The organism is Gimesia algae, assembly GCF_007746795.1.
Lineage (GTDB): Bacteria > Planctomycetota > Planctomycetia > Planctomycetales > Planctomycetaceae > Gimesia > Gimesia algae.
Map to the genome: position 1 here is coordinate 2,114,888 of NZ_CP036343.1, position 25,354 is coordinate 2,140,241.

Sequence of the window (25,354 nt, forward strand, 5' to 3'; positions counted from 1 at the left end):
TAATCTACCTGAACTGCAATTGTTAATATTCAGGCAGATGCCATTTCCAGTAAATGATGTTCAATACTTTCTGCCAGCGCGCCGGGATTGTATCCCCCTTCCAGAACACTCACGACACGGCCATGGGCGTGAATGTCTGCGATCTCGAGGACGACCCGGGTCAGTCTGGCATAATCTTCACTCTCCAGACCCAACGATCCGATCGGGTCGTCTTTATGAGCATCGAAGCCGGCACTGATCAGCACGAGTTGGGGTCTGATACGCGCAGCCAGTTTTTCAACGCCCGCTGTGAACAACTCAATATATTGTTCCCGGGACGTGCCAGAGTCGACCGGTATGTTCATGGTTGTCCCCAATCCTTTCCCGGCACCTGTTTCAACAGCAGTTCCCGTATTCTGGTAAAAGGACGAACGATGAATCGACAGGAATCCGACCTGACCATCTTCCCAGAAGATTTCCTGCGTGCCATCTCCGTGATGCACATCCCAGTCAATAATCAGAACCCGGTTCAACCCGAGCTCCTCAATCGCCAGACGCGCACCGACGGCCACGCTGTTAAACAGACAAAATCCTAACGCCGATTCAGATGCCGCATGATGTCCGGGTGGTCGTACCAGGCAGAAGGCCCGCTCTGCTTTACCCTTTACGATCTGCTCCACTGCATCACAGGCAGCCCCGACTGCCATTCGCGCCACGCCATAAGACTCAGGGCACACAACAGTATCTTCTGAGATATGCCCACCACCCTGTGCACAGAACTCTTTCACAAAACGAATGTACTGCCGCGTATGTACACGTTCCAGTACGGCATCTGAAACTTCAACCCACGACCGCTGCCGACAATGGCCGTGCATGGCAATCTGACTGGCACGCCTCATTGCTGGCATAATACGGGGGGCGTTTTCCGGAAGATCTCCTGTTTCATGTTTCAGAAACACAGGGTCCGAGTAGAGAATGGTCATGTACAGATCACTTACGTATCAGATTTCAATCGTCATCAAGACGCGACACAAGGAAGCAGTGTGAGAAGTCAACAGTTCAGCCTGCATCTGTTTGGTCATGATGACGAGTCGGGAGAGGATTTTTCAAACGCTTCGCGGACATGTTGGATTTCCTCATTTTCATTAATCCGCAGTTCAGCCAACAATTCCTGCAACTCCTGTAAGGCTTCATTCCAGTTTTGAAACGGAGGCTCTGACTGCTTTAAACGTGCACTGAAATCGTCGATCCGCGTCAGAAATTCTTTATGCTTTTCTCGAAAATCCGGGACCATAATACAGAAGCCGGGCGATTCATCCATGACCGGTTTAAAATACCCCTCCTGCTCCTCATCACGGAAATGCTTGGAGAGCAGATCCCGTAAACCTTCCATGCGGGTTCCCATTTCACCATATTTGGGTAAACCACGTTCATCCAGTTCTCTCCACCAGTCATTCAGTTCCTTAATGTGCACCAGTATCTGTTCATGACCATCCAGAAGATACCGCAAATGCTCGTGTGAATTTTTTTTTGTATCCTCAACACTCTCTGGCTTCCTTCGATCTCGATGTTCCATATCAAACTGTCTCTTTCTATGTCTTAAACAGATTTACATGATGCCAGGTCTGATTCTACTTCCGCGATACGCGTTACCGTTTTGATAACGGCGTCTGGATTCAGTGAGATACTGTCGATCCCCTGCTTCACCAGAAATTCCGCGATTTCGGGGTAATCACTGGGAGCCTGGCCACAAATACCAATCTTTTTCCCCGCGGCTTTCACGCGCTGAATGGCACTCGCGAGCGACTCCATCACGGCCGGATCCCGTTCATCAAAAATCGACGCGACGACTTCGGAATCACGGTCAACGCCGAGTGTCAACTGAGTCAGATCATTAGAACCGATCGAAAATCCATCGAAGATTTCAGCGAATGCTTCCGCCTGAATGACATTACTGGGAATTTCACACATGATATAAATTTCCAGCCCGTCTTTCCCCCTGTGTAAACCATGCCGGGCCATTTCTTCCAGTACTTTTCTGCCTTCCGCTACGGTACGACAGAAGGGAATCATCAGTTTCATATTCGTCAGTCCCATCGTTTCACGCACCTTGCGCATCGCCTGACACTCAAGCGCAAATGCGTCCCGGTAACGGGGATGATAATAACGCGATGCCCCTCGGAAACCGATCATCGGATTCTCTTCGTCGGGCTCGAATTGAGCACCGCCGATCAGGTTGGCATATTCATTCGTCTTAAAGTCACTCATCCGCACGATTACTTCACGTGGATAAAACGCAGCAGCAATCATACCGACCCCTTGCGCCAGTGTGTCCACAAAAAATGCCGGTTTATCTGTGTAGCCGGGAGTCAGTCGATCGATTTCCGACTTTAGAATCGGATCTTTTAACTGGTTATATTCCAGCAATGCCATCGGATGGATTCGAATGAATGAGTTGATAATGAATTCCATTCGCGCCAGTCCCACGCCATCACTGGGAAGCAGGGAAAGCCGAAATGCTTCGTTTGGATTCCCTACGATCATTTTCACGCTGGTCCTGGTTTCCGGTAAGCGATCCAGGTTGACTTCCTGAATTTCGTAATCCAGTTGTCCGTCATACACATAGCCAGTATCGCCTTCGGCACAGCAGACAGTTACCTGTTGACCTGACAGGATAGCAGTGGTGGCTGTTTCTGCGCCCACAATTGCCGGTACCCCCAGTTCCCGGCTGATTATGGCCGCATGACAGGTCCGCCCCCCGCGATTGGTAATGATGGCAGATGCGATTTTCATCACCGGTTCCCAGTCCGGATCGGTGCGGTCTGTGACCAGCACATCACCCGGTTGCACTTCATCCAGATTTTTCGCACTTTCGATGACCCGCGCGATTCCATCGCCGATGCGTTCTCCTACACTGTGCCCCGAAACCAGCACACGCCCCCGTTTTTTCAGATGATACGTCTTCAGAGTCTGTGACTGTGTATTTCCATGAATGGTTTCCGGTCGTGCCTGCACGATAAACAGTTCGTCTGTTTTACCATCCTTGGCCCATTCAATATCCATGGGACAGTAGCGCCCCTGCACCGACGAGTAATGTTCTTCAATTCGGGTCGCCCAGCGGCTGAGCGTGAGAATCTCTTCATCAGTAATCGCAAACCGTTTCCTGTCGGTCGGATCAACGGGAACGTTGCGCGTCATCTTGCCGCCGCCCGCATCGTAGATCAGTTTGAACTCTTTGGAACCCAGCGTTTTTTTCAAAATCGGTTTGAACCCCTCCATTAACGTCGGCTTGAAGACATAAAACTCATCCGGGTTCACACTCCCCTGAACGATATTTTCTCCCAGTCCGTAAGCAGCATTGATCAGCACAGCATCTTTAAAGCCGGTTTCCGTATCAATGGAAAACATGACACCTGAGGCTGCCAGATCCGAACGCACCATGCGCTGAATTCCAATGGAGAGGGCGATGTCGAAATGATCGAACCCCTTTTCTGTCCGATAGGAGATTGCCCGATCTGTAAACAACGAAGCAAAACAGCGACGGCAGGTTTCCAGCAAAGTCGCAGGCCCGCGTACATTCAGGTACGATTCCTGTTGCCCCGCGAAACTGGCATCCGGCAGATCTTCAGCCGTCGCACTGCTGCGGACAGCGACATCGATTCCTCCGGGCAACGCTTCACTCAGTTTCTCATACGCCTGTAGAATTTCTGTTTGAAATGAAGTTGGGATCTCAGCAGAGAGAATCGCATGCCTGACTTCCAGGCCGTGCTGCTGCAGATTGGAAATATCAGCAGTGTCCAGATCCTGCAGGATCTCCCTGATCTGTTGATCCAGGCCGGTTTCTGCCAGAAAATACCGGTAGGCAGCTGCCGTTGTGGCAAAACCGTTGGGGACAGCTATCCCCTCTGAATTTAACTGGCAGTACATTTCCCCCAGTGAAGCGTTCTTACCTCCCACCGCAGGGACGTCTGTAATACCGATTTCATCAAACCACAGAATCAGCGGTTCTTCTAACACCATTCTCCCACTCCCCGTCCTTGTCTTCAGTTTGAAAACAGAATTGATTTTGATTGATATCTGCGTAACACATATCCAGGCGAGAGTCATTCAGACTCAATTATATGTTTTGTGAAAGTACTTTACCAGAAGCCAGCGGAATCCCATACGGGTAGATCCCGGTTCAGGGGTAGGGAAATCCACCAGACGGAACGCGACCAGGCGAAAATTCGCAAAAAGAAATCTGTTTGATTTTCCAGACTCTTGAGTTCTATCGCAAAATCAATCATTGTCAGCCATAATAACTCTGAACTACACAGCGACCGTTGAGTCTTCTTCCAACTGGATTATTGTGAGACACTCCGGTTGTGGAGTAAGGATGCCTGATTTCATGCAGCAGTTGATCGATACAGAGGAGCTGAATTTTGGAACGGTGCTTTCAATTCGGGGAAGCGTTGTCGATGTCAGTTTCCCACAGAATTTACCCCCCGTACAAACAGAACTGCATACCGGCGATCAACAGGAAATCGTCATCGAAGTCCTGACCCAGTTAAACGATCACAAGGTCCGTGGAATCGCTTTGAACTCGACGCGTGGTCTCGCGCGCGGCGCCAGAGTCCTGAATACCGGACATCCGCTGAAAGTTCCCGTCGGACCTCAACTGCTGGGAAGAATGCTGAATGTCTTCGGCCAGACAGTCGATACCGGCGCGCCTGTGGAATGCGAGCTCTGGCGGTCCATCCATCACCAGTCTCCCGCACTGGTGGAACGCCCTCCTCGTTCAGAAATATTCAGCACCGGGATCAAAGCCATCGACCTGCTTTCGCCGCTGGAGCGGGGTGGAAAAGCAGGTCTGTTTGGTGGAGCGGGGGTCGGCAAAACCGTTCTGATTACGGAACTGATCCATAATGTCGTCGGTGCTCACAAAGGGGTCAGCCTGTTCTGTGGAATCGGAGAGCGTTGTCGTGAGGCAGAAGAACTCTACCGCGAAATGCAGGACGCGGGAGTACTCGATAATACCGTCATGGTCTTCGGCCAGATGAATGAACCACCGGGTGCCCGCTACCGCGTGGGGCATGCTGCACTCACGATGGCGGAATATTTCCGGGATGACCAGCGACAGGATGTTCTGCTGCTGATTGACAATATTTTCCGTTTTATTCAGGCAGGAACCGAGGTTTCCGGGTTAATGGGTGAACTCCCTTCCCGGGTAGGTTATCAACCGACACTCGCTTCCGACCTGGCCGAACTCGAAGAACGCATCTGCACGACCAATAGTGGTTCGATCACTTCGGTTCAAGCAGTTTATGTCCCGGCAGATGACTTTACCGACCCGTCCGCAGTACACACATTCGCCCACCTTTCCACATCGGTCGTGCTCTCCCGCAGACGGGCCTCGGAAGGACTTTATCCGGCCATTGACCTGTTGAATTCCAGTTCAAAAATGCTGATGCCCCCGATCGTAGGAGACTACCACTATCAGGTAGCACAATCAGTACGGGAAACACTGGCAAACTACGAAGATTTAAAAGACATTATTGCCATGCTGGGACTCGAAGAACTGTCGCGCGAAGACCGGCGCATTGTCAATCGTGCCCGACGCATTGAACGTTTTCTGACGCAGCCTTTTTTCAGTACAGAACAATTCACCGGTTACCAGGGAAAGTTTGTTACACTGCAGGAAACGTTAGACGGCTGTGAACGCATTTTGAATGATGAATTTTATGATGTGTCAGAGCGGGCGTTGTATATGATCGGCTCCATTGCGGAAGTGAAAAAAGGCAGTGCCACATGAATCTGAAAGTGCTGTTACCAACAGAAATTCTGATTGACCGCCCTGTTCTGAAGGTGATTGCAGAAGCTGAAAATGGTTCATTCTGTCTGCTGCCCCGCCACGTTGATTTTGTATCTGCCCTGCTGCCTGGCATCCTGACTTTTGTGGATGAACAGAACTGCGAAACCTATCTGGGCATCGGGGGAGGCATCCTCACAAAAACCGGTGCTGAAGTTCGGGTTTCCACAATCTATGCCGTCCAGGGGGAAGACCTGGACACACTCCGCCAGAAAGTCTCTGAACAATTTGATGCGCAGCATGAAAGAGAGCGTCTGGTTCGGTCGGCCATTGCGAAACTGGAAGCCGATATCCTCAGGCACTTTGTTAAACAGGGAGTCGGCAGTGATGTCTGAGAATCAGTCCGATCACGAGAACGGATTCGACAATCACGAATTCGAGGGGGATCACCTGCACCTGCATGAACAATCGCATATTGAAAAGCGGATCGCCTCACAGCAAGCACGAAAATTGAAAGCACAACGTGAAAAACATCATACAATCTGGTTTGGGTTCGGGATGTTCGGACTGATTGGCTGGTCCGTCACCGTCCCGGCTGTACTGGGAGTGATGCTGGGGATGTGGATCGATACCCGCTGGCCTGGTCAGTATTCCTGGACTTTGATGCTGATGATGGGAGGAGTCGCATTGGGATGCTTAAATGCCTGGAAATGGATTCATCAAGAAGGAAATATTAAAAAATGAGTTTTGCACTGCTGTTACAACTGTCTGCGAGTCTGACATTTGGCCTGATTCTGGGTGCACTGTTTTTTGGTGGGCTCTGGTTGACCATTCGCAATTTGCAGAAAGTCTCTCATCCAGCCTTATTATTTCTGGCTTCAGCCCTGACCAGAACCATCCTGGCGATTTCCGGTTTCTGGTTCATCGGCGTCTGGCTTGATGAATCAGCACGCTGGCAACGCCTGACGGTTTGCCTGGCCGGTTTCATTCTCGCCCGGATGATTTGCACACGCATGATCAGAACAGATCAACCGACTTTCTCAGGAAAATCCGTCTAAATGAATATGTCACCCGATGAACCGCTCTGGCAGTGGGAATTTCTGATTCTGAACAGAACCATTCTGTTTACCTGGCTGATCATGGGACTGTTGACTTGCGGCTCCTGGCTCGTCACACGCCGACTGAGTACCAGCGCCCGTCTGTCACGTGGTCAGAACCTGCTTGAAGTTCTGGTGTCAGGTTTGAAGAACCAGATCCAGGATGTCAGTCAACAGGATCCCGGCCCCTTCCTCCCTTTTGTCGGAACGCTGTTCTTATTCATTGTTGTCTCCAATATTCTCTCAATCGTCCCGGGTTACGAAGCCCCGACCAGTTCGCTCTCCACGACTGCGGCACTGGCAACCTGTGTGTTTATCGCCGTCCCCATCTATGGGATCGCAAGCCAGGGGCTCGCTGATTATCTGAAGCAGTACCTGCAACCTTCTTTTCTGATGTTGCCATTCAATATTATCGGCGAACTGTCACGAACGTTGGCGTTGGCAGTGCGTCTTTATGGGAACATCATGAGTGGCGGAGTAATCGGTGCGATTTTACTGGGATTCGTCCCCCTGTTTGTTCCGATTCTGATGCAGGCCTTTGGACTGCTCACCGGCGTTATCCAGGCCTATATCTTTGCGGTACTGGCGATGGTCTACATCGCATCAGGCACACAAGCGACTCATACTTTAAGCGAACAACCTGAAGAAAATTCCAAACCAAATACATAAAGGAACAGTCTATGGATTCAAATACTGTCATTGCAGCAGTTTCTATTTTTACAGCAGGGATTACCATCGCCATTGGATCCATGGGTCCGGCACTCGGAGAAGGCAGAGCCCTCGCCCAGGCGTTAAGCGCCATCGCACAACAACCCGATGAGGCCAGCACGATCACGCGAACCCTGTTTGTAGGGCTCGCTATGGTGGAATCGACGGCAATTTACTGTTTTGTGATTTCCATGATCCTGATCTTTGCCAACCCCTTCTGGAATTACTTTCTGCAGGCCACCCCCAAATAATCTTACTGACAGATTCAACAGGAAAACTGAATGTCCATCGACTGGTTTACTTTTACTGCTCAGATCCTTAACTTTCTGGTTCTCGTCTGGCTCTTATCCCATTTCCTCTACAAGCCGGTGCTGAACGCAATGGCGGAGCGGGAAAAACAGATTACGGCCGAACACGAAGCAGCCACCGCTGCGCAACGTGAGGCAAAATCCGAACTGGCACGGTATCAACAACAGACCGAAGACCTCACTCATGCCCGTGAGGAATTACTGGCTGAAGCAGGGAAAGAAATTCAGATCTGGAAGGAACAGCATCTTGAGCAGGCGCGCGCGGAAATCGATCAGGAGAAAACAGACTGGTTTCGTGCCCTGAATCGAGAACGCGAATCTTTTTTAAGGGAAGCCCGCTTGCGCATGGCAGCGCACATGCATCAAATGAGCCATCGGATCCTTAAAGAACTGGCTGACACAGATCTACAACAGCAGACGATTTCCGTCTTCATGAATCGAATCAGGCAGATTGATCAAACCCATAAACAGGAGTTTCTCGCCAAGCTGGAGTCATCGGACCCGCAAATGCTGGTCGAAAGTGCCTTCGAACTGACGCAATCCGACCGTAAGAATATTACAGACTTGATACACGATTATCTCAGCAAGGAAGTGGCGATTCATTTTCGTGAAAATCCCGAATTGATTTGTGGTATCGACCTCCACCTGGCTGGTTATAAAATTTCCTGGAATCTGCAGGAATCGCTGGAAGAACTGGAGGAAGAATTTGTCCGTTCACTCAGTGATGTCATCTCAACCGACTCCGAATCAGAGATCGAACCGCAAGAATAATATTGTAAGTCAAAGACCACTCAGGCAATACCTATGAACCAAAGTCCCGACGTTAAATCATTGATCGACACGACTTTTGATCAATTTCGCGGTGTATTAAGTCAGCATGATTTCGCGCCGCGACTGATCGAAATCGGGAAAATCACCTATGTCGGCCGCAGCCATGCCCGCATTAGTGGCTTACCGAATGTGCAGTCAGAAGAACTCTTGCAGTTCCCCCATCATATACTGGGACTGGCGTTGAACCTGGATGAAGATGAAGTGGGAGTTGTACTGCTCGACCACGGAGAACAACTGACCGCCGGTGATGAAGTCAGGCGAACACACCGCTTACTTGATGTTCCTGTAGGCGAATCGTTAATCGGCCGCGTCATCGACCCGGTCGGGCGTCCACTGGATGGCCATGGTCCAATCACAGCCGCCGAACGCAGACCTTATGAACGTGATCCGGCAGCCATCATTGACCGCGCTCCTGTCACGGAACCTCTACAGACCGGTTTGAAAGTTATTGATGCCCTGATTCCCATCGGCCGCGGTCAGCGCGAACTGATTCTGGGAGATCGTCAGACAGGCAAGACGGCCATCGCCATCGATACGATTCTCAACCAGAAAAATAAAGATGTGATCTGTATCTACTGCGCGATCGGACAGCGAAATACCGCGGTCGCCAAAGTGATTGATGACCTGCGTAATCAAGGCGCATTAGAGTACACGACTGTCGTTGTTGGCGAGAGCGATTCCCCCCCTGGTCTGCAGTTTGTCGCTCCCTATGCGGCGACTACCCTGGGAGAATATTTTATGGACCGGGGACAGGATGTCCTCGTGATCTATGATGACCTGACGTCACACGCCCGCTCTTACCGTGAATTATCTCTGCTCCTCAGACGGCCACCAGGACGGGAAGCATTCCCCGGCGATATCTTCTACCTGCATTCACGTTTGCTGGAACGCTCGACTCATTTAGCGGACCGGCTCGGTGGAGGTTCGCTAACCGCGCTGCCCATCGCCGAAACAGAAGCGCAGAATCTGTCTGCCTATATCCCGACGAACTTAATTTCGATCACCGATGGTCAGGTTTACCTTTCACCACAACTTTTTCAGAAAGGAATCCTGCCCGCCGTCGATGTGGGTCGCTCCGTCTCCCGCGTCGGAGGGAAAACTCAACTCCCCGCCTACCGGGCCGTCGCAGGTGATTTAAGGCTGTCTTACAGTCAATTTGAAGAACTGGAAGCCTTTTCCCGTTTCAGCAGCCGCCTGGATTCAGAAACACTGGCCACACTGGAACGCGGGCGGCGTGTGCGTGAAATCTTCAAACAGACACAATACCAGCCGCTTTCCGTGACTGAGCAACTCTCCGTGTTAATCGGCATGGCAGGGGGCGCGTTTGACAAAACCGACTTGTCACAGATTCATCAACTGGAAGAACCGGTACAACACATACTCGACAATGACTTTCCTGATTTGAGCGAGCAGATCCTCGCAGGTAAAAAGATCACAGCTACTGAGCAGAAATCCGTACTGAACGCTGTGAGCGAGCTGATTCAGCAATCCCAAAATCCACTTTCAGAAACTGACTGAGCTGATGCAGGATTTCGAAACATTAAAACGCAACATCGAAAGTACTAAAGATCTGGAGTCGGTGGTGCGCACTATGAAAACGCTTGCCGCGGTCAGTATTCGGCAGTACGAACAGGCAGTCGACTCCCTGGAAGACTATTCTGATACCGTTTATTGCGGACTGGAAATGGTTTTGTCAAAGACTCAGAGTCGCTCTAAATTACCAGATGGTCCGGCTGCGGACACGATCGGCATGATTCTCTTTGGTTCCGACCAGGGAATGTGCGGTCAATTCAACGAACAGTTGGAAACCTACGCTTCAGAGTATTTCGCTGAGACTGATTTAAGCAAGCGAGATCAGGCCTGGATGGTCGCAGGGACTCGGATGCTGGGGAAAGCTCTGGATGCAAAACATGACGTCGATTTCGACTTCAGCCTGCCCGGTTCAGCCACTGGAATCGCCCCCCTGATCTCTGAAATGCTCGCGAAGATTGATCAATGGCGGCATCAACGACGACTGAGTCAAATCTATATTTTTTACAATCAGCGCGTATCGGCTTCCACCTATAAACCGCATGTCGTACAGCTACTGCCCGTCAACCCGACGAAGTTCCACCGTAAACAACAGAGACTGAGCACATCACGTTCGCTCCCCCTTTACACGATGAACCGCACGAATTTATTGTCCCGGTTGATTCAACAGTACCTGTTCGTGTCGCTGTTTCGTGCCTGCGCGGAATCACTGGCGGGGGAAAATGCCAGCCGGATCGCCTCCATGCAGGCGGCAGAACGAAATATTAAAGAACGCCTGACCAATCTGCAGGCAGAGTTTAATCAACGCAGACAGACTGCCATCACAGAAGAGCTGCTGGATGTCGTTACCGGCTTTGAAGCCTTAAAAGATGCAGAATGAAATTACTCAGATCAATCCAGATCAATTTTACAGGAGATATAAACCATGACTGACCAGCAGAGGACACCATGCGCCGCTGATTTTATGAATCGGCATGTCGAAGTCGTCACCCAGGAGATGACACTGACGGAAGTCATTCGTTTTCTATTAAAACACAAAGTTTCGAATGCCCCCGTTGTCGAGCATCAGGACGAGAAACACATGCTCGTCGGCTTTGTTTCTGAACGGGACTGTCTGTCTGCACTGTCGAATGAGCTGTTCTTCGGAAACCCCAGCCCGGCGCAGACAGTGAGAACCATCATGAGTGCACACCCTATCTGTATTTCTCCCGAAACAGAACTCTTCTCGATCGTTTCGATCTTTGTCAGCCACCACTTGCGACATCTGCCAGTGGTAGAAAACGGGATCCTGATGGGAATCGTCAGTCGACACGAAATTCTGGCAGCCATGGAAACTTACTACGATCACTCACTCCATAACCAGGAGCACGAGCGCCTTCTGCGGGATACATCACAGTCGTTGAACCTACGGTTTTTAATTGACCGGAGTTGAACGGGAATCGAACGCTTCAAAACGGTTCAACAGATTCGTGGCAAAGGACTGCCCAGCGGATCGTGTAGAGGCTGTTCAGGCCCCAGCGTCCGTTTTACCGTCACCGCAGCAACTCCCCGTGCCTTAACAGAACCGATCACCCGGGCCTCTGCCGTCTTGGAGAGTGTCTGTAAAACAGAGACCGCTGCGGGACCGGCTCCCTGCCTGACGGCGATCAGCATGGTCCCCTCATTGGCAATATGCAGGGGATCCAATCCCAGTAATTCACTCATGCCCTTCACCCCGGATGAGACAGGCACACAGCGTTCATCAATACTCAAAGTCAAACCACTGGACTCAGCCCATTCCTGCAACACCGCAGCCACCCCGCCTCGGGTCGCGTCCCGCAGACAGCAAATCCGGTCCCCGAGTGCGCCCCGCAGCAGCGCCACCGCTTTTAACAGAGAACCGCAATCGCTATGTGGCAAAGGATCAAACTGCAATTGTTCGCGTGCTGCCAGGACAGCAATACCATGCTGGCCGATGGGCCCGCTGACGACGAGTTCATCACCCTCCCTCAGACACGCGGGCCCCGGTGGAACAGGCTCTGTCAGTTCGCCGACTCCCGCTGTGTTGATAAACAGACCATCCACGGTGCCCCGGGGAACCACTTTCGTATCACCGGCCACAATCTTTACCGCGGTACTCAATGCTGCTTCAGCCAGACTTTGCAATACGCGATCCAGAATCAGCAGCGGAAAGCCCTCTTCAATGATTAATGACAGTGTGAGCCAGAGCGGACGCGCCCCACTGACTGCCAGATCGTTGACGGTGCCATAAATCGCGAGGCTGCCAATATCGCCTCCCGGAAAAAACAGGGGAGATACAACAAAACTGTCCGTCGTCAGCGCCAGTGGCCCCTCGACGCGAGGCAGTCGGGCTGCATCACCTGCAGTTTCCAGGCTTTCATTTTTCAGAACAGAAATGATACGTTCCTGAATCAGTTTGCGAGAAAGCCTCCCTCCCTCACCATGGGCGAGCGTCACGCAGTCCGTTTCTGCTGGAATCTGGATCGGACAATTCAGCTGCCAGCTGCTGGTCATAATCTGTTGATGGTTTTCCATCGTACTCCGCATTCACTTGGAACAATTAATTTAACTCTTCAGACACCCGCATAACGAAAGTAAGCGGCACAGGCGCCTTCGGAAGAGACCATCGGCGCTCCCAGCGGCGTTTCGGGGGTACACTGCTTACCAAAATGCGGACACTCCGGTGGCTTGAGTTGTCCGGTCATCACATCGAAGCTGCGACACGCACTGTTCAAAATGACCGGCAAACCACACTCGGCAAAACGAGCCCGCGCATCAAACCGCAGCCACGGCTCCCGCAGTGAGAGCCCCCCGGAAGCAATGAGACCAAATCCCCGCCAGCGACAGTCTGATACCTGGTAAACCTCCTGCACGAGGTCCCGCGCTGATTGATTTCCGGCCACCTGGACAGCGCGTGAATAACAATTCTCCAGCCACGCTTCGCCTGCTTCCAGTTGTCTGATACCAGCCAGAATTCCTTGCAGTAAATCGAGCGGTTCAAATCCGGTCACGATAACAGGCAGCTGATAGCGTGCTACAAACCGATCGTAGGATTGATACCCCATCACCGTGCAGACATGCCCGGCTGCCAGAAAGGCCTGCACCCGGTGATCCGGAGACTCAACCAGAGACTCCATCGCGGGTTGGACCCGCACATGCGAAACAATCAGGCTGAAATTATCGAGTTGATACTGCGCGGCCTGTTTCACTGCCAGCGCCGTCGCGGGTGCCGTCGTCTCAAATCCGACCGCGAAAAATACCACCTGTTTCTCAGGTTGCCTGCGCGCCAGTTCCACTGCATCCAGAGGCGAATAAACGATTCTCACCTGCCCCCCTCTGGTCCGGGCATCCAACAAGGAACCCTGGCTGCCGGGTACACGCAGCATGTCGCCGAAACTGGTTAACATTACGTCAGACCGCTTTGCCAGCTGGCAGGCAAAATCAATGTCGGCCTGATCGGTTACACAAACCGGACAACCGGGACCATGAATAAGTTCCACGGTCCCCTGCAACTCGGCTGCAATCCCATGGCGTAACAGGCTATGCGTCTGCCCGCCACACACTTCCATCAATGTCCAGCAGCGGGTGGAAACGCGACGAATTTCATCCAGTAATACCTGCGCTGCAGCCGGATCTCGATATTCATCCAGGTACTTCATGATTCGTGCTCTCCCCCCTCAGGCAGAGATTCATGCCAGCCTTCATCGTCACCCCACTCAGCCAGTGTCTCAAAAATCCGTTCTGCCTCTCGCGCGTCAATCCGGTTGATCGCAATACCAGCGTGGACCAGAATGTAATCACCCACTTCCGCCTCAGTCACGCAGGCCATATGTACGACGCGGCGAACGCCATCGAATTCGATCTCTGCCTGCGAAAAGATCCCTTCCCGTTCCACCCAGCGGACCAGTTGACCAGGAATTCCTAAACACATCGACCGTCTCCTTTCTGTCTCGAACGGGCAATCGCAACCGCCAGTTGACCGGCGGCCAGCCCTCCATCATTGGGAGGAATTCTGCCAGGCAACCCCAGCCGCTGGTTCTTCTGTTTCAGTTCTTCCGCCAGAAATTCGACCAGGCAGCGGTTCTGAAATACTCCGCCTCCCAACACAACCGGCAGGGATGAAAACTGCTGACACAACTGCGCCGTTCCCCGGGCCAGACCGCGATGAAACCGCATGGCAATCGCTCCTGGTGACACTCCCGCATCCCGATCTCGTAGAATCGAGGTAATACAAGGTCGCCAGTCCAGCTGAATCGGCGTTTCCTGTAAGAGTGGCATTTCATAACCGCCAGATTCCGACAGGTCGCAACTCGCTTCCAGCAGCATCGCTGCCTGCCCTTCATAATCAGAGTGAGTCACTCCCAGTACCAGAGCCGCCACTCCATCAAACAACCGTCCGACACTGGTAGTGAGAGGAGCGAGAGTCTTTGACTTGATGATCTGCAAGACGGGATTGATCAGTTCTGCCTTCATCCCAGTCTTCAGCGCAGCCTCTGGCCCCAGCGCTGCCACCAGTAAAGAAACGGCAACACGATAAGGTTCGCGGGCGGCCGCTTCCCCTCCCGGCAGAGAGAACGGTTTTAAATGACCGACCCGAGTATACTGATCCGCCGTGGAGAGTAAAAACTCGCCTCCCCAGATGGTCTGATCGTCGCCCCAGCCTGTCCCGTCAAAAGCGACTCCCAGTACCTCACGATCCAACCAGCCTTGATCCAGCATACCCGCCACGATATGTGCATGATGATGCTGGACGCTCTCAACGTTTGAAACCTGTAGAGAAGCACGATTCGAAGTATAATAATCGGGATGCTCATCGCAGATGAAATTAGCCTTTGAAATGGCATAGAGCTGCTGTAGAGATTCCAGTTGCTCCTCGTAACGCGCGCAGGCAGGCAGGCTCTCCAGATCGCCGATATGCGGTGCGAGAACAGCTTGAGCACCGTTGTGCAAAGCAATCGCGACTTTCTGATGCCCCCCCAGCGCAATGGCGTGTCGGGAATGTTTCAGATCCAGAGACAACGGTGCCAGTCCCCGCGCCAGTCGAATGGTCACCAGGCGACCTGCCATCCAGCGAACAACACTGTCATCAATGGGGTGTTCAATCGGACGGTCATGCTCCAGCCAGCAGTCTGCCAGTGTGTTGATTTTCTCTGAATGACTTCGATCCTGATAATACAGCGGTTCGTCTTCCCGGTTGGCGCTGGTGACGATTACGGGAAAATCGCATTGCTGGAGTAACAACCAGTGTAACGGTGTCGTGGGCAGCATCACTCCCAATGTATTTAAGCCAGAATTCACGTTACCGGCAATCGGTGAATCTTCCCGTACCTGTAACAGCACAATCGGCGCCGCGGGACTTACCAGCGCTGCGGCTTCCGCATCATTCAATACAGCCAGTTTTCGCGCCGCAGCGAGGTCGGTCACCATCACCGCCAGCGGTTTACCCGGACGTTGTTTCCTGTTTCTTAATTTCTGAACGGCTGTCTGACTGGTGGCATCCACCAGCAGTTGATAACCGCCCAGCCCTTTCAGACCGACAATCGTTCCCTGCTGCAGCGCGCGGGCCGTGTTTTGAATTGCCTCTGAATCGAATCCGCTGATTTCTCCTGCTGCACTGGTACTCCAGACGCGGGGACCACAGTTCTGACAGGCGATTGTCTGGGCATGAAAACGGCGATCCACGGGCGCCGCATATTCGCTCTGACAGTGCGAACAGAGTTCAAATTCGGACATGCCTGTTTGACCGCGTTCATAAGGCATCGATTGCAGCAGGGAATACCGGGGGCCACAATGCGTGCAACTGGTGAAAGCATAGCCGAATCGATGATCTGCCGGATCAGCAAGTTCAGCCAGACAATCCGGGCAGACAGCGATATCAGGTGGAACACGAGCCGCCAGGGGACCGCTGGTCTGTTTTTCGATGATGTCAAACTGCTCTAACCCGTATATTTCTGTCATTTCACGGGTTTTCTGGTGAATTACCGTTTCATCAGGCAGATAAGTTTCCAGGTCCCGCTCGAATTCCTGTACGACCTTTGCAGGTCCTTCAATCAGCAGTTCAATCCCCGTCGTCGTATTACAGATTGAACCTGCCAGTCGTAAATCACAGGCACGCCGCGCAACGGCAGGGCGCAATCCGATCCCTTGTACGTGGCCACTCAATGTGATCTTGAGTGCCATTTTCCGTTCCGTGCTCTCAACGATTGCCCGCGGGTTCATGGTATGCTGCCAGTTGAAGTTGATGTTGCTCTTCCAGAAAATCACACCATTCCTGAATTCCACTTCCTGTCAGAGAACAACAGGCAAAAACCTGCAGCGCAGATTGAATCCTCTGTGCATCTGCGGTCACCGCTTCCACAGAAAAAGGAACGTGTGGCAATAAATCCAGTTTGGTGATCAGCATGGCCTGGCTGGTGCGGAACATTTTGGGATATTTTCCCGGCTTATCGTCCCCTTCTGTCGTGCTGATAAGAACGACGCGCAGGTGTTCTGCCAGATCATGCGAAGCGGGACAGACCAGATTTCCCACATTCTCGATAAACAGAAAATCGACTGCAGGGTCCCCCAGCGCTGTCAGACCCCGCTGCACCAGCGGCAGTTCCAGATGACAGGCGCCCCCCGTCGTCAGTTGCGCGACCGGAACCAGAGGGGCCAGCCGCTGCGCATCGCGGTCGGTTTCCAGATCACCCACCAGAACCGCCATTGACCGGCGACCGGCAAAGTGCCGCGCTGTCTCTTCCAGTAAACTTGTTTTTCCCGATCCCGGAGAGGACAGCAGATTCACCACCAGAGTGCCACGCCGCCCCAGACGTACGCGTTCCACTTCCGCATCGGCTTTTTGCTCCGCTTGCACATCACGTTTGACGATGATCGTTTGCTGACTCATGCCGACACTCCTTCATGTGAATCTTTTGGTTCCAGTGTGATACTGATCAGTTGCAGATCATCCCCCTGAATGACGTCAACGCTTCCTGACTGACATTCAGGACAGTGAAACTGAAAATCGAGGACTTCAAACTCATGTTGACAGTGAGCACAAACGGCAGTGACAGGAACCAGATCCAGTTTCAACTGACATTCCTCAGAGAAGACAGCCGGGACCATCTCCTCAAACGCGGCTGCAAATAACAGCGGCTCAACCCCCGACAGATCGCCCGCCTGCACGCAGATTTCAGAAACACAACCGCCCCCCTGTTCAGCAACGATTTGTCTGACCTGTTTTAACAGATTCTGAACCAGCGACCGTTCATGCATGTTCAATCTCCCCTTGCCTGACAGACGGGCTGAGATCCTCACAGAGGGATTCGACAGCAGCGACAACTCCTGCCTGCACTGCTTCTGACATAGTCTCTCCCGAATGATTCGACTGCAGTTCGACTCCACAGATCCGAACATGCTGCGGGAGTCTTCCCAACTGCGCTGCCAGCGCAAGCACGCCCGTTAAAGACATCTGATGCGTCCCTGACCAGTGAATCTCATCCAGTTGCCCGCAAGGCCACTCCCATTGATGAACACTTCCCGCTTCACCGGCTCCCTGGCAGGCATCACAAATCAGCAGGTCCATCGCAGGCTCGATCCAGTCCAGTAAATCAGCCGGTGTCCGAGCCAGTTTCACACGCACGTAATGGAACCTGCGCTGTTCAATCTGTCTGGCCATCTCCCAGCCTGCCTGATCGTCACCATGCGGACTGCCAATTCCAGCAATCATGATCTGTGACCCGTTTTTCATTCCCACTTCCTTCCTGCTGTCTCTCAGTGTCGGTCGATTGTGACCTTGAGAAAATGAGTGGAACAACTGATACAGGGATCATAGGCTCTCACCAGATTTTCACATTTCCGCGCCAGTTCTGTTTCTTCATTACCCATTGACTCTGACACCACATGTTTGAGGTCCACTTCAATCTGTGCCTGATTCTGAGACGTCGGCGGGACAATACAGGCTTCGACGATCTTGCCTTGATCATCGATCTCATAGCGATGATACAGCGTTCCCCGGGGTGCTTCGGTCGCAGACTTACCGGTTCCCGCCTGCGGCGTATACGTTTCGCGTGGTTTACCGGCAAGATGTTGATCCCGCAGGATCGATAACCCTTCTTCATACGCGTGGACGATTTCTAGCCCGCGCGCAATGATCGCCTTGTGAGGATTCCGACAGACCGGTTCCCATCCGATTTCATCTGCCAGTTTCCGTGCCTGGGGAAACAGTTGATCACGATTCAGGTTGATACGCGATAACGGCCCGAGCAGATAAGGGCGCCCCGTTGACTTACGAAACGCCTGCAGCGCGGTGGAGTGGGGTACCTGCCGCTCTTCAAATTCCTCTTCGTACTGTTCTACTTCAATCACGTCTCCCAGGCTGGATTTCATCACTCCCTCATTCATGGGATATTCATCCGGGTGAGACAGCGATACAAATTCGCAATCTGATACCATTTCCGGAAAATCGAAACCAGCCACCCAGCGTGTAGTCTCCATCGCGGCATTCAGGCCCCATTCAAAATCCGGTATCAGTTTCTGAAATTCATTCCGACGGGGGATACGATAGAAACCACCCACGCAGACATTCACCGGATGAATGGCCCTCCCCCCCAGCAGGTCGACTAGCTGGTTGCCATGTTTTTTCAATCGCAGTCCACGATTGACTGCTTCGGGAAACTGCTTCGCCATCTCCAGCCCGCTCTCAAAGCCCAGAAAATCAGGGGCATGCAGTAAATGCATATGTAAACCATGGCTTTCAATCCATTCACCACAATAGAGCAGACGACGCAGTCGGCGAATCTCTGGGGATACGGTCACTTCCAATGCGGACTCCAGGGCATGCACACTACTCATCTGGTATGCCACCGGACAGATTCCACAGATACGGGCCGTGATATCCGGTGCGTCTTCAAGCGGTCGTCCCCGCAATAACGCTTCAAACAGACGAGGCGGTTCATAAATTTCCAGGCGGACTTCTTCAATCGTTTCACCACTCATGCGGATGAACAATCCCCCTTCCCCTTCCACCCGGGTCAATGTTTCCACTTTGATCTTGCGGTCACCCATCAGTCTGGCTCCCCGTTTCGATCCTGTAAACGCCGACTTTCCTCGCGAAATGCGGGCGCATTGTTATTGAAATTCTGCAGGCTGTTTGAAATTTCCTGCCTGGATGCCCCGTCCTGCTCCATCTGTGAAGTCAGGCTCACCAGATTGATCTGCGAGGCTGGTCCAAAACAGCCGTAACAACCCCGGTTATAACTCGGGCAGAGTGCATTACACCCCGACTGCGTTACCGGTCCCAGGCAGGCAATTCCCTGTGCCACCGTCACACACACCGTTCCGCGGCGTTTACAATCCAGGCAGACACTGTGTCCGGGGGTGCGAGGAGTCCGTCCTGCTAACAGTGACTGAATGACTTCGATCAGCTGATATTGATTGATCGGGCAGCCTCGCAATTCGAAGTCGACGGCCACATGGTCTGCTATAGGCGTTGAGTGTTCTAACACCTCGATATATCCAGGAGTGGCATACACTGACCGCATGAATTCTGCAGAATCAGCCCCGTTTCTCAATGCCTGAATTCCACCAGAGGTCGCACAGGCACCGATGGTCATCAGAAAGCGGGAGTCTCTGCGAATCTGCTGGATCCGGGTGGCATCGTGGGGTGTCGTAATAGATCCCTCAATCAGCGAAATATCATACGGGCCTGCTTCCATGCGACTCGTGGCCTCGGGAAAATATACGATCTCTAAGGCATCCGCGACGGACAACAGCTGATCCTCGGCATCCAGCAGAGAAAGCTGACAACCATCACAGGAAGCAAATTTGAAAACAGCCAGTCTGGGTTTTCCCACGCTCAGAGTCCTTCCACTTTTAAATAGGGTGAAATCTGATCATAGCGAAAGACCGGCCCATCCTTGCAGATGAATTCGGGTCCCAGCTGACAGTGACCACACAAACCAACCGCGCACTGCATATTTCGTTCGGTTGAAACCCAGATCTGCGCGCCGGTCATTCCCCGCTGGAGCGCAGCACGGGCGGTAAAACGCATCATCAAATCCGGGCCACAGATCAACAGAACCGTCTGCGCGGGATCGAATCCGGTAAGCCGTTCCAGTAACTGGGGCACAACTCCCACATTCCCGCGCCAACCGGGGCTCGATCGGTCGACGGTTTCTCTGATCTCCAGCCCTTCTGCTCGCCAGCGGTCATATTCCCGCGTATAAACCCGCATCTCAGGTGTACGTGCCCCGTATAATAAATGCAGACTCCCATACTCGTCTCTCTGCGCCAGCAGTTGATAAATCAACGGACGCAAGGGAGGCAGGCCGATTCCGCCCGCCACCAGAATTACATTCTTTCCCCGACAGGCCTCGCGCGGCCAACTGGTACCAAAGGGGCCGCGCAGTCCCAGGGTATCTCCCACTTTCAACGCGGCGATACTGCGCGTCACATTGCCCGCAACCCGTATCGTATGAATCAGGGTCTCACAGTCAGCAGGATCACCGCTCATGGAAATTGCCGACTCTCCGGCACCGGGAAGATACAGCATATTGAACTGACCTGGTTCAAAACGATATGACTGCGCAGCCGCTGCATCGATCAGTGCCAGCTGGTAAGTGGTAACCCCGCTGACTTCGGCTGTGATCTCACGAATGACAGCCGTTTTCGCGACCCAGAAGCTGGCTGGTTTCTCGGGCTGTTTTCTGACGGTCGAATTCATGACTGCGATTCCCGTATCGCCTTCACTTCCTGCGTCAGGTCAATTCCGACAGGACACCAGGTAATACATCTTCCACAACCGACGCACCCTGAAGTGCCAAACTGATCGATCCAGGTCGCCAGTTTATGTGTTAACCACTGGCGATAACGATTGCGAATGCTGTTGCGGACCAGTCCCCCGTTCATGTAACTGAAATCCAGGTTAAAACAGGAGTCCCACTCCCGCTGCCGTTCCACATGATCTCCGGTCAGATCACTGACTTCTTCGACCGAACTGCAGAAACAGGTCGGACAGACCATCGTGCAATTCGTGCAGGACAAACAACGCTCTGCCACATCATCCCACTGGGAATGCTCCAGGTTGGACATGAGCAGGTCTTTAATGTCCGTCGTGTCAAATCGTCGTTCAATCTGGTCGACTGCCTGCTGTCGCGCCGTATTCGCCTGCAGATCCTGTTCAGGTGAAACGTCTACCGTCTTCAGTTCCTGCAGTATCTCTGTACCGGCGGCAGTGGCGACCTCAACCAGAAAGCCGTCCGGCAATTCGGTGAGCGCCAGATCAAAGCCTGCTTTGCAGCGAGGTCCCGTCTGCATGGAAGTACAAAAACAGGTTGACGCTGCCTGCGTACAATTCACCGCAATAATCAGTGCTTGACTGCGACGCTCGTCATAAATCGAATCGACATAAGGCCCTCCCGTGAAAACTCGATCCTGTATTTTCATTGCAGCCAGTTCACAGGCACGAACACCCAGAAATGCATAGCGGGGCGTTTCTTCTTCCGCTTCCTCGAACTGCCAGCCTGCCTCCGTGCGGTCAGCTGTCGCCAGCGTGCTGACCGGTGGAAACAGCTGCTTCTTCCAGGAACTCGGACCCACAACATAACCAAAGAGTGCCTCATCATCGCGTTTAACCAGTCGGTATTTGCCTGGCTCCTGGTGATCGGTCCAGCCGCGTGGTAAATCATCAATCGATGAGAGTTGATCATAGACGATGGCTTCCTGGTCAATTGTAGGACCAATCACTTGGTAACCACGGGAAATCAGCACATCAAAGAGTCTGGCAAATTCATCCAGCGCTAAAAAACAGGTTTGTGGATTGCTCGACTGCACAGAATCACTCACTTGCGTCTCCCTGCTTCAGAGTATGTGCTTCATCAGTAACAGCATACATGTCGAGTACCTGCAGGCGACTGGCAACCAACCGCTGAGATAACGCCAGAGCCACCCGTCGCATAATCTGGTAACCGATATCATGATCCTGCTCGCAGACGACCGCCAGGGCATCTGCATCAATGGCAATCAAACGAGTCTCTTCCACTGCGACGACGGTCGCTGTCATCTCTCCCTGTTTGAGAATGGACGACCAGCCAACCAGATCGCCTTCTTCCAATGTCAAAACGGGCAAACAGCCACGGGCGGAAATGGTCATGCATATTTCTACGCGACCACTGAGAATGATATAAAGATCCCGATGCTCGGTTCCTTCCGTAAAGATCGTCGCGTTGCGGGGATAATCCTGAAATCGGGAGATGGCTGCTAACTTCTTCAAATCCTCTACCGACAACCCGGAAGTAAAGCGGAGCTGTTGCAGATGTTCCTGGAGCTGTTGAATCTCCATCGCAGCCTCTCAGTCAGCATGTAATACAGTGGACAGGACATTTCGATTCTAGCCTGCCTGTTCGGAATCGTCCAGCGACCTGGATTTTGGATCCACTCCTTTATTCCTGTTTCAGACTGACATCAGGGATTCCCCTATCTAAAAATACGAAATCATCCCATGCTGGATCACCCTGCTCTCCTGATTACGATTCAGGCACAGGCTTTTAGAATGATCCACGCAGTCAAGATTTGAGATCATGATTCTGTTTTATGCACCATATTGGGTTCATGAAATGGAATCGGTCAAATCGTAATTCCTGCAGACCTTCGACCGTGAATCAGTTACATTTGAATTAAATCAACAAGGAGCGTTCGATGAAGACCTTAACACATGATGAGCTCAAATCACTGACGGAATGGGAAAAAGGGCCCTGCGTTTCCATATATTTACCCCGGCATCAGGCTGTCTCTGAACTGGGAAAAGATTCCATTGAACTGCGAAACAGATTAGATGAAGCGGAAACCTCACTCCAGCAAATGGGGCTGGGCACTGCGGAAGCTACCCAGTTTCTGAAATCGGCGCGAATGCTGCAGAATGATCCTTCCTTCTGGAAACAGGGAGCGGCTCAGGGACTCTGCCTGCTGATAGCTCCGGAAATGTTCCAGCAGTACGACTTGCCCTACCAATGTCCCCCCATGCTGTCTGTTGCAGAAACGTTCTATCTCAGTCCGTTATTCTATAAAGCATATGAAGATGATCGATTTGATCTGCTGGCAATCTGCCCGAATTCGGTCAGGATGATCCGTCATCAAAACGGTGATTTCACAGAGGTAGAACTTCCTGAAAATATCCCCGCTCATCTGGATGATTTTGCGGGGGGAATCGAACTTGAAGAATCATTACAGTACCATACGACTTCTTCCGGAAGCCAGGGTGGAGAAATCGCCGGTGTTCAACATGGACATGGTGTGACGAAAGAACAACATGAAAAAGTCCTGACGGATTACTATCAGTTTCTCGCCCGACAACTCGATCAGTACCTGGAAGACAATGGGCCTCCTCTGGTACTTGTCTGTGCGGAAAAACAGCAGAGCCTGTTTCGCAAACACTTCCACGGGAGTCAACTTCTGCCAGACGGAGTCACCACTTCCCCGGACCAGCTCTCTGCGAGAGAACTGGTAGATCTTGCATTACCAGTAGCGGAATCCTGCTTTCAGACATCCCTGCACAAAGCGCAAGAGAAATTTCAGAAGCATATGGGAACGTCTCGTATTTCGCATCAACTTGAAGAAATCCTGCAGGCAGCAGCACAGGGACGCGTCGAGACTCTGTTTACTCCCATTGGATCAGAACTCTATGGTCATCTGCCTCAGGATGGAGAATTACTGCAAACACACGCCCAACAGGAATCTGACGACATTGCGCTCCTGAACTGGGCAATCCGGAACACATACCGACATGGTGGGACTCCTTACGTCATTCAGCCGGATGACATGCCCGACCAACACTCTGTACTCGCCAGTTTTCGCTGGTAAGCAGGGTCTGGGGAGAATGAAAGGTGTCAACGACGAATGGTACTGCCGCTGATACCTTTTTTCATTCTTCCAGCCAGCGATTCACAATTTGAGGCACGTGTTCCACCGCGGTCCCTTTGATCCAGTGGAATGCGACAGGCTCCGATTCCAGGTCCGGGCTTACGATCAGTTTTTCCGCGCTGGCTTGTGCTTTTGTCAGCAGGCCGGCAGCCGGGTAGACCGAAAGCGAGGTGCCGACCACGAGCACTTTCCCGGCACTACTCACATGTCGAGCCGCGACGTCAAAGTTGTGAATGGCTTCTCCAAACCAGACGATGTGCGGCCGTAACTGGGCTCCCTGTTCGCAGAGATCACCCAGCTGGATTTCTTTTCCGCCCATTTCATAGAGGAGAGACGCATCGGCAGTACTGCGGGCTTTCACCAGTTCCCCATGCACGTGAATCACATTCGTGGAACCTCCCCGTTCATGCAGGTCGTCCACGTTCTGTGTAATCACGACCACCTCGTAACGACTCTCCAGTTCCGCCAGCGCCTGATGCGCCGCATTGGGTAAAGCCGCGACCGCTTTCGTTCTCCGTTCGTTATAGAAATCCAGCACCAGCTGCGGATTCGCTTCCCACGCCTGGGGCGAAGCCACTTCGGTAATCTCATACTGCTCCCACAGCCCGCCCATATCGCGAAACGTCGGTAACCCGCTCTCGGCACTGATGCCGGCCCCCGTCAGCACGACGACTTTATTGTGATCAATGGGGTCAGACATCTGTGGTCTCAATTTCACTTTCATGGGGATTCACCGGCATAAGATTTTCTCTGTTTTCACTCCAGACACAAACCACGGAGTGAAAGTTCAGCCCCCCGGTTACGCATCCTGCTCTCCCCCATCGGCGTCATAGGCTTCTCGTTCAAATGGATTATCGCGATAGAACCGGCGACCGACCAGCCACATATAGATAGACGACAGATAATAGGCGGGCAAAAACAAAGGCCCCCAGCGCTCATACTGCCTGACATGAACCATTTCATGTTCGTGGGAAATGTCCAGGGAGGCATCAGTCTGGCCAAGTATAGTATGCCCTAATGTCAAAGCGAGTGTAAACTGACCATGAGGCAATCGTTGGATGAACCACTTCGTGCCCCCGTCATAAAACTCAATCGCCGGCCCACGAATCCGCGCTCGTCCGCCGAAGCACATTCCCACGCTACCGATCAGCAGACCCATCAGTGTATTCGGCGACGCCCAGAGCACACGTAACAGAAATGAAATATGATCCATGGAT

General features: G+C 52.4%; 28 protein-coding genes. 11 read left to right on the top strand and 17 right to left on the bottom strand.

The annotated features are described in order from the left end of the window. Nucleotides 1-29 precede the first annotated feature (29 nt). The 3 genes from Pan161_RS07660 to ppsA form a co-directional block, all read right to left on the bottom strand. Nucleotides 30-962, bottom strand: coding sequence for a histone deacetylase family protein (locus Pan161_RS07660; RefSeq protein ID WP_145225580.1), 933 nt, complete (start codon nt 960-962; stop codon nt 30-32). A gap of 95 nt (nt 963-1,057) precedes the next feature. Continuing rightward, nucleotides 1,058-1,555, bottom strand: a complete 498-nt coding sequence (locus Pan161_RS07665) for a hemerythrin domain-containing protein (protein WP_145225583.1) — start codon at nt 1,553-1,555, stop codon at nt 1,058-1,060. Between the two features lie 23 nt (nt 1,556-1,578). Then, nucleotides 1,579-3,999 carry a phosphoenolpyruvate synthase gene (ppsA, locus tag Pan161_RS07670; RefSeq protein WP_145225585.1) on the bottom strand — a complete coding sequence of 807 codons (2,421 nt, stop codon included), beginning with the start codon at nt 3,997-3,999 and terminating at the stop codon, nt 1,579-1,581. 355 nt (nt 4,000-4,354) lie between these two features. Here ppsA and atpD point away from each other — a divergent pair, with 355 nt between their 5' ends. The 10 genes from atpD to Pan161_RS07720 are packed head-to-tail and all read left to right on the top strand — an operon-like array spanning nt 4,355 to nt 11,673. Continuing rightward, complete coding sequence (gene atpD / locus Pan161_RS07675) at nt 4,355-5,770, top strand: F0F1 ATP synthase subunit beta (protein WP_197995756.1); 1,416 nt, start codon at nt 4,355-4,357, stop codon at nt 5,768-5,770. Next, on the top strand, nt 5,767-6,162 hold the full coding sequence (locus Pan161_RS07680; RefSeq protein ID WP_145225587.1) for a F0F1 ATP synthase subunit epsilon: 396 nt from the start codon (nt 5,767-5,769) through the stop codon (nt 6,160-6,162). Before atpD ends, Pan161_RS07680 begins: the two co-directional genes overlap by 4 nt. Continuing rightward, nucleotides 6,155-6,511 carry an AtpZ/AtpI family protein gene (locus Pan161_RS07685; RefSeq protein WP_145225589.1) on the top strand — a complete coding sequence of 119 codons (357 nt, stop codon included), beginning with the start codon at nt 6,155-6,157 and terminating at the stop codon, nt 6,509-6,511. The genes Pan161_RS07680 and Pan161_RS07685 overlap by 8 nt, the downstream gene beginning before the upstream one ends. Continuing rightward, nucleotides 6,508-6,825, top strand: a complete 318-nt coding sequence (locus Pan161_RS07690; protein ID WP_145225591.1) for an ATP synthase subunit I — start codon at nt 6,508-6,510, stop codon at nt 6,823-6,825. Before Pan161_RS07685 ends, Pan161_RS07690 begins: the two co-directional genes overlap by 4 nt. Further along, a complete protein-coding gene (locus tag Pan161_RS07695) occupies nt 6,826-7,533 on the top strand; it encodes a F0F1 ATP synthase subunit A (protein ID WP_145225593.1) in 708 nt (235 codons plus the stop codon). Nucleotides 7,534-7,544: 11 nt separating this feature from the next. Beyond that, entirely contained in the window at nt 7,545-7,823 is a 279-nt protein-coding gene (locus Pan161_RS07700) for a F0F1 ATP synthase subunit C (RefSeq protein WP_145225595.1), read from the top strand. 30 nt (nt 7,824-7,853) lie between these two features. Beyond that, nucleotides 7,854-8,651: a F0F1 ATP synthase subunit delta gene (locus tag Pan161_RS07705; RefSeq protein ID WP_145225597.1), complete on the top strand. Its 798-nt coding sequence runs from the start codon at nt 7,854-7,856 to the stop codon at nt 8,649-8,651. Between the two features lie 33 nt (nt 8,652-8,684). After that, on the top strand, nt 8,685-10,229 hold the full coding sequence (locus Pan161_RS07710) for an alternate F1F0 ATPase, F1 subunit alpha (protein WP_145225599.1): 1,545 nt from the start codon (nt 8,685-8,687) through the stop codon (nt 10,227-10,229). A 4-nt stretch (nt 10,230-10,233) separates the two neighbouring features. Then, nucleotides 10,234-11,121 (top strand): F0F1 ATP synthase subunit gamma, encoded by an 888-nt coding sequence (locus Pan161_RS07715; RefSeq protein ID WP_145225601.1) that lies wholly within the window; start codon nt 10,234-10,236, stop codon nt 11,119-11,121. A 45-nt stretch (nt 11,122-11,166) separates the two neighbouring features. Then, entirely contained in the window at nt 11,167-11,673 is a 507-nt protein-coding gene (locus Pan161_RS07720) for a CBS domain-containing protein (protein ID WP_145225603.1), read from the top strand. 26 nt (nt 11,674-11,699) lie between these two features. Here Pan161_RS07720 and hypE read toward each other — a convergent pair whose 3' ends face one another. From hypE to Pan161_RS07780, 12 genes are read right to left on the bottom strand one after another with little or no spacing between them, the layout of a single operon-like run. Further along, entirely contained in the window at nt 11,700-12,755 is a 1,056-nt protein-coding gene (gene hypE / locus Pan161_RS07725; protein WP_145232544.1) for a hydrogenase expression/formation protein HypE, read from the bottom strand. Between the two features lie 59 nt (nt 12,756-12,814). Then, nucleotides 12,815-13,900 carry a hydrogenase formation protein HypD gene (gene hypD / locus Pan161_RS07730; protein ID WP_145225605.1) on the bottom strand — a complete coding sequence of 362 codons (1,086 nt, stop codon included), beginning with the start codon at nt 13,898-13,900 and terminating at the stop codon, nt 12,815-12,817. After that, entirely contained in the window at nt 13,897-14,172 is a 276-nt protein-coding gene (locus Pan161_RS07735) for a HypC/HybG/HupF family hydrogenase formation chaperone (RefSeq protein ID WP_145225607.1), read from the bottom strand. Before Pan161_RS07735 ends, hypD begins: the two co-directional genes overlap by 4 nt. Next, nucleotides 14,163-16,505, bottom strand: a complete 2,343-nt coding sequence (hypF, locus tag Pan161_RS07740; protein WP_197995758.1) for a carbamoyltransferase HypF — start codon at nt 16,503-16,505, stop codon at nt 14,163-14,165. The genes Pan161_RS07735 and hypF overlap by 10 nt, the downstream gene beginning before the upstream one ends. Beyond that, the gene (gene hypB, locus Pan161_RS07745) at nt 16,438-17,127 is read right to left on the bottom strand and encodes a hydrogenase nickel incorporation protein HypB (RefSeq protein WP_145225611.1); all 690 of its coding nucleotides are present in this window, start codon (nt 17,125-17,127) and stop codon (nt 16,438-16,440) included. The genes hypF and hypB overlap by 68 nt, the downstream gene beginning before the upstream one ends. Continuing rightward, a complete protein-coding gene (locus Pan161_RS07750; RefSeq protein WP_197995759.1) occupies nt 17,124-17,495 on the bottom strand; it encodes a hydrogenase maturation nickel metallochaperone HypA/HybF in 372 nt (123 codons plus the stop codon). The genes hypB and Pan161_RS07750 overlap by 4 nt, the downstream gene beginning before the upstream one ends. After that, entirely contained in the window at nt 17,488-17,970 is a 483-nt protein-coding gene (locus Pan161_RS07755) for a hydrogenase maturation protease (protein WP_197995760.1), read from the bottom strand. The genes Pan161_RS07750 and Pan161_RS07755 overlap by 8 nt, the downstream gene beginning before the upstream one ends. A 23-nt stretch (nt 17,971-17,993) precedes the next feature. Beyond that, nucleotides 17,994-19,286 (bottom strand): Ni/Fe hydrogenase subunit alpha, encoded by a 1,293-nt coding sequence (locus Pan161_RS07760; protein WP_145225617.1) that lies wholly within the window; start codon nt 19,284-19,286, stop codon nt 17,994-17,996. Then, complete coding sequence (locus Pan161_RS07765; RefSeq protein ID WP_145225619.1) at nt 19,286-20,080, bottom strand: NADH-quinone oxidoreductase subunit B family protein; 795 nt, start codon at nt 20,078-20,080, stop codon at nt 19,286-19,288. The genes Pan161_RS07760 and Pan161_RS07765 overlap by 1 nt, the downstream gene beginning before the upstream one ends. Then, nucleotides 20,077-20,943, bottom strand: coding sequence for an FAD/NAD(P)-binding protein (locus tag Pan161_RS07770; protein WP_145225621.1), 867 nt, complete (start codon nt 20,941-20,943; stop codon nt 20,077-20,079). Before Pan161_RS07770 ends, Pan161_RS07765 begins: the two co-directional genes overlap by 4 nt. Beyond that, a complete protein-coding gene (locus Pan161_RS07775) occupies nt 20,940-22,064 on the bottom strand; it encodes a 4Fe-4S dicluster domain-containing protein (protein ID WP_145225623.1) in 1,125 nt (374 codons plus the stop codon). Before Pan161_RS07775 ends, Pan161_RS07770 begins: the two co-directional genes overlap by 4 nt. Then, nucleotides 22,057-22,560 (bottom strand): cyclic nucleotide-binding domain-containing protein, encoded by a 504-nt coding sequence (locus Pan161_RS07780; RefSeq protein WP_145225625.1) that lies wholly within the window; start codon nt 22,558-22,560, stop codon nt 22,057-22,059. Before Pan161_RS07780 ends, Pan161_RS07775 begins: the two co-directional genes overlap by 8 nt. A 356-nt stretch (nt 22,561-22,916) precedes the next feature. Between Pan161_RS07780 and Pan161_RS07785 the strand changes: the two genes are divergently transcribed. After that, nucleotides 22,917-24,077 (top strand): baeRF3 domain-containing protein, encoded by a 1,161-nt coding sequence (locus Pan161_RS07785; RefSeq protein ID WP_145225627.1) that lies wholly within the window; start codon nt 22,917-22,919, stop codon nt 24,075-24,077. Nucleotides 24,078-24,138: 61 nt separating this feature from the next. Here Pan161_RS07785 and Pan161_RS07790 read toward each other — a convergent pair whose 3' ends face one another. After that, nucleotides 24,139-24,837: a Sir2 family NAD-dependent protein deacetylase gene (locus Pan161_RS07790; RefSeq protein ID WP_232103655.1), complete on the bottom strand. Its 699-nt coding sequence runs from the start codon at nt 24,835-24,837 to the stop codon at nt 24,139-24,141. Between the two features lie 99 nt (nt 24,838-24,936). Then, on the bottom strand, nt 24,937-25,350 hold the full coding sequence (locus tag Pan161_RS07795) for a hypothetical protein (RefSeq protein WP_232103656.1): 414 nt from the start codon (nt 25,348-25,350) through the stop codon (nt 24,937-24,939). Nucleotides 25,351-25,354: the final 4 nt, after the last annotated feature.

Excerpts from the sequence above, each read along its gene's own strand:
- Pan161_RS07665 (WP_145225583.1), bottom strand. The coding sequence starts at position 1,555 with ATGGAACATCGAGATCGAAGGAAGCCAGAGAGTGTTGAGGATACAAAA.
- Pan161_RS07750 (WP_197995759.1), bottom strand. The coding sequence starts at position 17,495 with ATGCATGAACGGTCGCTGGTTCAGAATCTGTTAAAACAGGTCAGACAA.
- Pan161_RS07760 (WP_145225617.1), bottom strand. The coding sequence starts at position 19,286 with ATGGGTGACCGCAAGATCAAAGTGGAAACATTGACCCGGGTGGAAGGG.
- Pan161_RS07680 (WP_145225587.1), top strand. The coding sequence starts at position 5,767 with ATGAATCTGAAAGTGCTGTTACCAACAGAAATTCTGATTGACCGCCCT.
- hypD (WP_145225605.1), bottom strand. The coding sequence starts at position 13,900 with ATGAAGTACCTGGATGAATATCGAGATCCGGCTGCAGCGCAGGTATTA.
- Pan161_RS07770 (WP_145225621.1), bottom strand. The coding sequence starts at position 20,943 with ATGAATTCGACCGTCAGAAAACAGCCCGAGAAACCAGCCAGCTTCTGG.
- ppsA (WP_145225585.1), bottom strand. The coding sequence starts at position 3,999 with ATGGTGTTAGAAGAACCGCTGATTCTGTGGTTTGATGAAATCGGTATT.
- Pan161_RS07685 (WP_145225589.1), top strand. The coding sequence starts at position 6,155 with ATGTCTGAGAATCAGTCCGATCACGAGAACGGATTCGACAATCACGAA.
- Pan161_RS07735 (WP_145225607.1), bottom strand. The coding sequence starts at position 14,172 with ATGTGTTTAGGAATTCCTGGTCAACTGGTCCGCTGGGTGGAACGGGAA.
- Pan161_RS07795 (WP_232103656.1), bottom strand. The coding sequence starts at position 25,350 with ATGGATCATATTTCATTTCTGTTACGTGTGCTCTGGGCGTCGCCGAAT.
- Pan161_RS07710 (WP_145225599.1), top strand. The coding sequence starts at position 8,685 with ATGAACCAAAGTCCCGACGTTAAATCATTGATCGACACGACTTTTGAT.
- Pan161_RS07790 (WP_232103655.1), bottom strand. The coding sequence starts at position 24,837 with ATGTCTGACCCCATTGATCACAATAAAGTCGTCGTGCTGACGGGGGCC.
- Pan161_RS07700 (WP_145225595.1), top strand. The coding sequence starts at position 7,545 with ATGGATTCAAATACTGTCATTGCAGCAGTTTCTATTTTTACAGCAGGG.
- Pan161_RS07690 (WP_145225591.1), top strand. The coding sequence starts at position 6,508 with ATGAGTTTTGCACTGCTGTTACAACTGTCTGCGAGTCTGACATTTGGC.
- Pan161_RS07660 (WP_145225580.1), bottom strand. The coding sequence starts at position 962 with ATGACCATTCTCTACTCGGACCCTGTGTTTCTGAAACATGAAACAGGA.
- atpD (WP_197995756.1), top strand. The coding sequence starts at position 4,355 with ATGCCTGATTTCATGCAGCAGTTGATCGATACAGAGGAGCTGAATTTT.
- Pan161_RS07695 (WP_145225593.1), top strand. The coding sequence starts at position 6,826 with ATGAATATGTCACCCGATGAACCGCTCTGGCAGTGGGAATTTCTGATT.
- Pan161_RS07755 (WP_197995760.1), bottom strand. The coding sequence starts at position 17,970 with ATGAAAAACGGGTCACAGATCATGATTGCTGGAATTGGCAGTCCGCAT.
- hypB (WP_145225611.1), bottom strand. The coding sequence starts at position 17,127 with ATGAGTCAGCAAACGATCATCGTCAAACGTGATGTGCAAGCGGAGCAA.
- Pan161_RS07715 (WP_145225601.1), top strand. The coding sequence starts at position 10,234 with ATGCAGGATTTCGAAACATTAAAACGCAACATCGAAAGTACTAAAGAT.
- Pan161_RS07705 (WP_145225597.1), top strand. The coding sequence starts at position 7,854 with ATGTCCATCGACTGGTTTACTTTTACTGCTCAGATCCTTAACTTTCTG.
- Pan161_RS07785 (WP_145225627.1), top strand. The coding sequence starts at position 22,917 with ATGAAGACCTTAACACATGATGAGCTCAAATCACTGACGGAATGGGAA.
- Pan161_RS07780 (WP_145225625.1), bottom strand. The coding sequence starts at position 22,560 with ATGGAGATTCAACAGCTCCAGGAACATCTGCAACAGCTCCGCTTTACT.
- Pan161_RS07720 (WP_145225603.1), top strand. The coding sequence starts at position 11,167 with ATGACTGACCAGCAGAGGACACCATGCGCCGCTGATTTTATGAATCGG.
- hypE (WP_145232544.1), bottom strand. The coding sequence starts at position 12,755 with ATGACCAGCAGCTGGCAGCTGAATTGTCCGATCCAGATTCCAGCAGAA.